The organism is Clostridium sp. 1001270J_160509_D11 (genome assembly GCF_015667935.1).
GTDB lineage: Bacteria > Bacillota > Clostridia > Peptostreptococcales > Peptostreptococcaceae > Intestinibacter.
The window spans coordinates 1-6,796 of sequence record NZ_JADPET010000151.1 but is presented as its reverse complement, the minus strand read 5'-3'; the positions used below and the strand labels follow the sequence as shown (position 1 = coordinate 6,796).

5 protein-coding genes and 1 other annotated feature are annotated in these 6,796 nt (G+C 29.6%); all 5 genes read left to right on the top strand.

Annotation, left to right across the window (positions count from 1 at the left end; all coding sequences use genetic code 11):
• Window positions 1-152 precede the first annotated feature (152 nt).
• Window positions 153-392, top strand: a binding site (T-box leader).
• A 79-nt stretch (window positions 393-471) separates the two neighbouring features.
• The 5 genes from aspS (at window position 472) to cls (ending at window position 6,745) form a co-directional block, all read left to right on the top strand.
• A complete protein-coding gene (gene aspS / locus I4U58_RS11805; protein ID WP_195931545.1) occupies window positions 472-1,782 on the top strand; it encodes an aspartate--tRNA(Asn) ligase in 1,311 nt (436 codons plus the stop codon).
• A gap of 107 nt (window positions 1,783-1,889) precedes the next feature.
• Window positions 1,890-2,165 carry an Asp-tRNA(Asn)/Glu-tRNA(Gln) amidotransferase subunit GatC gene (gene gatC, locus I4U58_RS11800; protein WP_195931544.1) on the top strand — a complete coding sequence of 92 codons (276 nt, stop codon included), beginning with the start codon at window positions 1,890-1,892 and terminating at the stop codon, window positions 2,163-2,165.
• A 12-nt stretch (window positions 2,166-2,177) separates the two neighbouring features.
• Window positions 2,178-3,626, top strand: a complete 1,449-nt coding sequence (gene gatA, locus I4U58_RS11795; RefSeq protein WP_195931543.1) for an Asp-tRNA(Asn)/Glu-tRNA(Gln) amidotransferase subunit GatA — start codon at window positions 2,178-2,180, stop codon at window positions 3,624-3,626.
• A gap of 3 nt (window positions 3,627-3,629) precedes the next feature.
• A complete protein-coding gene (gatB, locus tag I4U58_RS11790; RefSeq protein ID WP_195931542.1) occupies window positions 3,630-5,072 on the top strand; it encodes an Asp-tRNA(Asn)/Glu-tRNA(Gln) amidotransferase subunit GatB in 1,443 nt (480 codons plus the stop codon).
• Window positions 5,073-5,215: 143 nt separating this feature from the next.
• Window positions 5,216-6,745: a cardiolipin synthase gene (gene cls, locus I4U58_RS11785; protein ID WP_195931541.1), complete on the top strand. Its 1,530-nt coding sequence runs from the start codon at window positions 5,216-5,218 to the stop codon at window positions 6,743-6,745.
• The last annotated feature ends 51 nt before the right edge of the window (window positions 6,746-6,796 follow it).

The window sequence follows — 6,796 nt, the reverse complement described above, 5'->3', positions numbered from 1 at the left end:
ATTTTAATATAAAATTGTATAATTTTATAAAAAGCAGATATAATATAAATATAAATTTAGAGAAAATTAAAAAAATACGAAAAAAATAAAAAATATTGTTGCGAATATATATTTTTTATCCTACAATGTATACATAATAAGAAATCAATAAGCTAAATACAGTGAAAAAGAAAGTAAATTTAAGATAGATTTACAGAGAGTAGAGGATGGTGGAAGCTCTATATGATACTTAAATTGAAATAACACTTTGGAGTAGTTAGAAGAAATTATACTTTATAAGAGTAAAGCTAAACGGAGTCTCACCGTTAAAGGAGAAAAAGTATATTAGTACTTTGCAGAGTTGGGCTTTTAGCCAACTAGGGTGGTACCGCGGAAATTATCCCGTCCCTATACATTAGTATAGAGACGGGTTTTTTAATTGAAAAAATTAAGGGGAAAATAATAATTAGTATAAAAGAAAGGGTGAAATTTATGCAGACAATAGAAAAAACATTAGATAGAACTTTTATAAGTGAACTTAAAGTTTCAGATGATGAAGTTGTGCTACTTAGAGGTTGGATATATAAAATTATCGATTTGAGTAGTGTAGTATTTATAAAATTAAGAGATAAAAGTGGTATTGTACAACTTGTAACAGATAAAGATCAAATAGAAGGATTAAAACTTGAAAATGCTGTAGAAGTAGTAGGTAAAAAAAGTGAAAATGAAAAAGCACCAGGTGGAATAGAAATAATTGTAGATAAAATTAAAATACTAGGAAAAACATATTATGATAAACTTCCTTTTGAAATAAATAGTTTTAAAAATAAAGCAGCTTTAGAAACTCAATTAGACCATAGAACGATAGCACTTAGAAGGCCAGAAATAAGGGCAATATTTAAGGTACAAAATGAAATAGAGCAAGCGTTTAGAGATTATTTAAGAAGTAAAAACTTTGAACAAATACACACAGCAAAAATAATAGATTCATCTACTGAAGGTGGTTCAGAGATGTTTACAGTAAACTACTTTGATAGAAGATCTTTCTTAGCTCAATCACCACAATTTTATAAACAAATGATGGTGGGAGCAGGATTTGAAAGAGTATATGAAATAGGTCATGCATATAGAGCAGAACTTCACAACACTTGGAGACATTTAAATGAATATGTGAGTTTAGATGTTGAGATGGGATTTATAAAAGATGAATTTGAACTTATGGATTTAGAAGAAGGCTTTTTAGATTATTTATTTAAACATCTAAATAGAGTTTGTAAAAAAGAATTAGAAATGTATAAAGTAAAACTTCCTGATGAAGTTAAAATACCTAGAATAACTTTAGATGAAGCTCACAAAATCCTTCTTGAAAAATACAATAAAAAATCACCACTTGGAAATATAGATGCAAAAGGTGAAGAATTAATTTGTGATTATGTTAAAAAAGAATACGGCACAGAATTTGTATTTTTAACTAAATACCCAGTTACAAAAAGACCTATGTATACTATGCCTGATGATAAAGACAAAACTTTGACAAAGAGCTTTGATTTAATATACGATGGGCTTGAAATAACTACAGGTGGTCAAAGAATACATGATTACGAAATGTTAAAGGCAAATATAATTAAATTTGGATTAAACCCAGAAGATTTTGATTTTTATCTAGAAACATTTAAATACGGTATGCCCCCACATGGTGGATTTGCTATAGGTCTTGAAAGACTTACTATGAAAATACTAAAACTTTCAAACATAAGAGAGGCTGCCCTTATACCTAGAGATATGAAGAGATTAACTCCATAAGATAGTTATGGTAATATATAAATATAAAGTAGTATATAAAATTTAAAACTTGATAAATATCATATTTAAATAGAGTTTTAAAATAAAAATTAAAAGGAGAAATTATTATGGCAATTAGTAAAGATGAAGTTAAATATATTGCGCAATTAGCTAAGCTACATTTTGACGAAGATGAAGCTGAAAAATTTGCAAAAGAATTTGAAAATATATTACAACAATTTAAAACACTAGATGCACTAGACTTAGACGATGTTGTAGAAATAAGACCTACAGTATCTGTAACTAGAAAAGACATTCCTAAAAAATGTGAGATAGAAGATTTATTTAGAAATGTAAAAACAATGAGAGGTACTGCAATAGAAGTGCCAAAAATCATTGAGTAGGAGGACTTTATAATGAGTATAAAACAATTAGTAGCTAAAATAAAATCTGGCGAAGTAAAAAGTTATGATCTTGTTAAATCATATATAGATACAATAGATAAAAGAGAAGATAAAGTAGATGCTTTCTTATTACTTCAAACTGATGAAGCTCTTAAAAAAGCACAAGAAATAGATGAAAAAGTAGCTAAAGGTGAGAATTTAGGATTACTTGCTGGGATACCTATAGCGATAAAAGATAATATATGTACACATGGTGTAAAGACAACTTGTGCCTCAAAGATGCTTGAGGATTTTGTGCCACCATATGATGCAACAGTAATTAAAAAATTACAAGCTGAAGATGCAATACTTATAGGTAAGACAAATTTAGATGAATTTGCTATGGGATCTTCAACAGAAAACTCAGCTATGAAGGTTACAAAAAACCCAATCGATTTAACTAGAGTTCCTGGTGGGTCTTCTGGTGGTTCTGCGGCTGCTGTTGGAAGTGAAATGGTTCCACTAGCACTAGGTTCTGATACTGGTGGCTCAATAAGACAACCTGCATCATTTTGCGGTATAGTAGGTATGAAACCAACTTATGGATTAGTATCTAGATTTGGGCTTATAGCTTTTGGTTCATCACTTGATCAAATTGGGCCATTTTCAATGAATGTAGAAGATAATGCTTATCTATTAGATATAATTGCAGGAGAAGACGACTTAGATTGTACTACTGCAAAAGGACGCGAAAAGGTAGATTATACAAAACAATTAGGCCAAGACATAGCAGGTATGAAAATAGGTATACCAAAAGAATTTATAGAAGAAAAGGGATTAGACCCTGAGATAAAAGAAATAGTACTTAAAGATTTAGACGCATTGAGAGAATTAGGATGTGAAGTAGAAGAATTTTCCCTACCGATAACTAAAGACGGGCTTGCTCCATACTACATAATATCTTCTGCAGAAGCTAGTTCTAACTTAGCTAGATTTAACTCAGTTAGCTACGGATATAGAGCAAAAGACTACACATCAGTAGACGATATGATAGAAAAAAGTAGAAGTGAAGGTTTTGGTAGTGAAGTCAAAAGAAGAATAATGCTTGGAACATATGCATTATCATCAGGATATTATGATGCTTATTACAATAAAGCTCAAAAATTCAGAACAAAATTAAAACAAGACTTCAAAGAAGCATTTAAAAAATACGATATAATACTTGGACCAGTTTCTCCAATACTTCCATTTAAAATAGGAGAAAGGTGTGAAGACCCTACTGCAATGTATTTAGCTGATATATATACAATAAATATAAACTTAGCTACAATGCCAGCATTGTCAATGCCAGGAGGAAAGAGCAAAGAGGGACTTCCAGTAGGTATCCAATTAATAGGAGATACATTTAGCGAAGATAAGATATACAAAGTTGCTTATCAACTTGAAAAGAAATTAGCACTACAATTTGATAGAGAGGTGTAGATTATGGTATATGAAACAGTCATAGGGCTTGAAATACATGCCGAATTAAAAACAAAAACAAAGATATTCTGTAGCTGTTCTACAGAATTCGGTAAAAAACCTAATGAAAATACTTGTCCAATATGCTTAGGTATTCCAGGGACTTTACCAGTATTAAATGAAGATGTAATAAAACTTGCAGTAAAGGCTGGAACTGCTCTTGGTTGCAAGATAAATAACTACAATAAGATGGACAGAAAAAACTACTTCTATCCAGACTTGACAAAAAACTTCCAAACATCACAATACGATATACCTATGTGTGGTGAAGGTTTAGTTAAATTCGATTTTGAGGGAAGGGAAGTAAAAGTAAGAATAAACAGAATACATATAGAAGAAGATGCAGGTAAACTTGTGCATTTAGAAGATGAACCATTTTCACTAATAGATTACAACAGATGTGGTGTACCTCTAATAGAAATAGTTACAGAGCCAGATTTAAGATCTCCTGCAGAAGCTGCAGAGTTTATGAGACAATTAAAAGGAATACTTGAATATGCTGAAGTATCTGACTGTCGTATGGAACAAGGTTCAATAAGATGTGATGCCAATATATCTATAAGACCTGTTGGACAAGAAGAATACGGAACAAAAGTCGAAATAAAAAATATAAACTCATTTAGAGAAGTTCAAAAAGCTCTAGAGAGAGAAGAAAAAAGACAAAGAGAATTATATCAATACGGTGAAGAGTATAAAATAAGACAAGAGACTAGAAGATGGGATGCAGCAAAAGCCAAAACTTTACCAATGCGTTCAAAAGAAGAAGCTCATGACTATAGATATTTCCCAGAACCAGATTTAACACCTATTATAATTGAGCAGTCTTTTGTAGATAAAACAAGAGAAAATCTTCCAGAAATGCCTGCAGAGAAAAAACAAAGATTTATAAGAGATTATAAAATACCTCAAAAAGATGCATCTATAATAATATCTAATAAAACTCTAGCTCATTTTTATGAAGATACTGTAGCTTTTGGTGTAGATCCTAAAGTAGTAGACAACTATATCTTAGGAGATATGTTGAGACTTCTAAACGTTAAAGGATTAGAACCAGAAGATATAAAAATGGAACCTGAAAACTTAGCTCATCTAATTAAAATTATTGATGAAGGCAAAATAAGTAAGACAGCTGGTAAAGAAGTATTTGCAGAGATGTTCGATACTAATAAATCACCAGAAGTTATAATAAAAGAAAAAGGACTTACTCAAATAAGTTCATCTGACGAACTTGAAAAATTAGTTGATGAAGTTTTACAAAATAACCCACAATCAATACAAGACTTTAAAGCTGGTAAAAAACAAGCTGCAGGTTATTTAATGGGTCAAGTGATGAAAGCTTCAAAAGGACAAGCAAATCCTCAAATTGCTAAAAAGATGCTAGAAGATAAATTATCTATTTTAGTTTAGTTAAAAAATTGATACACATTATAAATTGATTTAAAAGAACCATTATGTAATAATTATTCATATAGTGGTTCTTTTTAAATTTATATCAGTACTGAAATAAAAACATATAATAATAGTGAATATATTGCAAAAGAGGGGAATTTATGAATATTTTATTTAAAAGATCTGTACAGAGAATAATACTTCTGGCAATTTCGTTTTTAATACAAGTAGCAATAATAATATTTTTCTTATTACAATATAGTGAGTATTTCTTTAACTTCTATATAGCTTCTCTAGCACTTAGCATTGTAATAGTTTTTATAATTACTAATAGTAAAAGTAATCCTAGTTATAAAATTGCATGGATTATTCCTGTGATGATTTTCCCTGTATTTGGTGGGCTTTTTTATCTACTATACGGTGGAAATAAACTCAGTGCAAGAGAAAAGCTTAAGATGGCGATACAAAATATAGAGATGACACACTCTTTAAAACAAAATGATAAAATAATGCAAAAACTACAAGAAGATAATATATATGCAAAAAATCAAAGTGAATATATATTAAATTATGCAAAATGCCCTGTTTATAATAATACAGAGACGACTTATTTTAAAATTGGGGAGGAGAAGTTTGAAGCTCTTTTGAAAGAATTGAAAAAAGCTAAAAAGTTTATTTTTTTAGAGTATTTTATAATACAAGAGGGAAAAATGTTCAACTCAATATTAGAAATTTTAGAAGAAAAAGTAAAACAAGGTGTTGATGTGAGGGTTATTTATGATGATGTAGGGTGTATAATTACACTACCACATAATTATCAAAAAAAATTAGAAGCTAAGGGTATAAAATGCAAGGTATTTAATCCGGTTAAACCCTTTTTTACAAGAAGGCTTAATAATAGAGACCACAGAAAAATAGTAGTGATAGATGGGGATGTAGGATTTACAGGAGGTATAAACTTAGCTGATGAATATATAAATGAATATGAAAAGCATGGATATTGGAAAGATGCAGCTATAATGTTAAAAGGTGATGCAGTTTGGAATTTGACTAGAATGTTTTTATCTATGTGGGACTATATAGATAATCGAGAAGAAGATTATATGAGATTTAAACCATCTAAAGATAAATATTACAACACAAATGGATATGTACAGCCTTTTGATGACAGTCCTCTTATAAATGAACCAATAGGTGAGACTGTATATTTAAACTTGATAAATAAAGCAAAAGATTATATTTATATAAATACTCCATACTTAATAATCGACAATGAGATGGCGACTGCACTTAAAATAGCATCAAAATCTGGCGTAGATATTAAGATAGTAACACCTTATATACCTGATAAAAAATTTGTCCACGCTGTTACAAAATCATATTATGAATCATTTATAAAAGATGGGATAGAGATTTATGAATTTATACCTGGGTTTATGCATGCCAAGACCTTTGTTGTAGATGATGAATACGCAGTAGTTGGAAGTATAAATTTGGACTTTAGAAGTTTGTACTTACATTATGAATGTGGTGTATGGCTTTATAAAACAGATAGTATAAGTGATATAAAAAAAGATTATTTAGATACATTGAAGAAATGCCATAAAGTTACTATGGCCGAATGTAAAAATACTAGTGTGATAAGAAAGTTTGGAAGGTTAATTATAAGGATGTTTGCTCCACTACTATAAATTTATTTAATATATATAATTAAAAGAGAAAGGTGTATATTTATACAAAAT

Coding starts and splice junctions, on each gene's coding strand:
- aspS (WP_195931545.1), top strand. CDS start 472: ATGCAGACAATAGAAAAAACATTAGATAGAACTTTTATAAGTGAACTT.
- gatC (WP_195931544.1), top strand. CDS start 1,890: ATGGCAATTAGTAAAGATGAAGTTAAATATATTGCGCAATTAGCTAAG.
- gatA (WP_195931543.1), top strand. CDS start 2,178: ATGAGTATAAAACAATTAGTAGCTAAAATAAAATCTGGCGAAGTAAAA.
- gatB (WP_195931542.1), top strand. CDS start 3,630: ATGGTATATGAAACAGTCATAGGGCTTGAAATACATGCCGAATTAAAA.
- cls (WP_195931541.1), top strand. CDS start 5,216: ATGAATATTTTATTTAAAAGATCTGTACAGAGAATAATACTTCTGGCA.